The 950-nt window shown below is 63.8% G+C and carries 1 protein-coding gene; it reads left to right on the top strand.

The features are described from left to right. The coding region (yghU, locus tag EOA86_RS36290; RefSeq protein WP_128345809.1) for a glutathione-dependent disulfide-bond oxidoreductase at positions 1-861 on the top strand (861 nt) is incomplete at its 5' end. Positions 862-950: the final 89 nt, after the last annotated feature.

Consider the following 950-nt stretch of genomic DNA (forward strand, 5'->3'; position numbering starts at 1 on the left):
CAATATACACCGCCGAAAGTATGGACCTGGAACAAGGAAAATGGCGGCGCCTTCGCCAGCATCAACCGGCCGATCGCGGGCCCGACGCATGACAAGGAGCTGCCGGTCGGCAAGCATCCGCTGCAGCTTTATTCGCAGGCGACACCGAACGGCGTCAAGGTGACGATCATGCTGGAGGAGCTCTTGGCGCTCGGCCACAAAGGTGCCGAATATGACGCCTGGCTGATCAGGATCAACGACGGCGACCAGTTCGGCAGCGGCTTCGTCAAGGTCAATCCCAACTCCAAGATTCCTGCGCTGATGGACCGCAGCGGGCCAAAGCCGATCCGCGTCTTCGAATCCGGCTCGATCCTGGTGCATCTGGCCGAAAAATTCGGCGAATTCCTGCCGACCGAGCAGCCGGCGCGCGCAGAAACCCTGTCGTGGCTGTTCTGGCAGATGGGCTCGGCGCCCTATCTCGGCGGCGGCTTCGGCCATTTCTATGCTTATGCGCCGGAAAAGATCGAATATGCCATCGACCGCTTCGCCATGGAGGTGAAGCGCCAGATGGACGTGCTCGACCGGCGGCTGGCCGAAACCGAATATCTCGGCGGCAGCGACTACACGATCGCCGACATGGCGGTCTGGCCGTGGTATGGCGGTCTGGCCAAGGGCCGGCAGTACAATGATTCCGCCACCTTCCTTTCGGTGCAGGAATACAAGCACGTGCAGCGCTGGGCCGAAGCAATCGACGCACGGCCGGCGGTGCAGCGCGGCCGCATGGTCAACCGCGCCTTCGGCGAGCCGGCGATGCAGCTGCACGAGCGCCACGACGCCAGCGATTTCGACACCAAGACGCAGGACAAGCTGGCGGCCGAATGAGCGGCTTTGGCCAGACGCGTGGGGCCGGAGACGGCCGGCGCCGCGCTTCTCGACCACATGGATCCGAGGGTCTCCGCGACGTCGCTTCG

The sequence above is a fragment of the Mesorhizobium sp. M5C.F.Ca.IN.020.32.2.1 genome (assembly GCF_004023105.1).
In the GTDB taxonomy this organism is placed as follows: domain Bacteria; phylum Pseudomonadota; class Alphaproteobacteria; order Rhizobiales; family Rhizobiaceae; genus Mesorhizobium; species Mesorhizobium wenxiniae.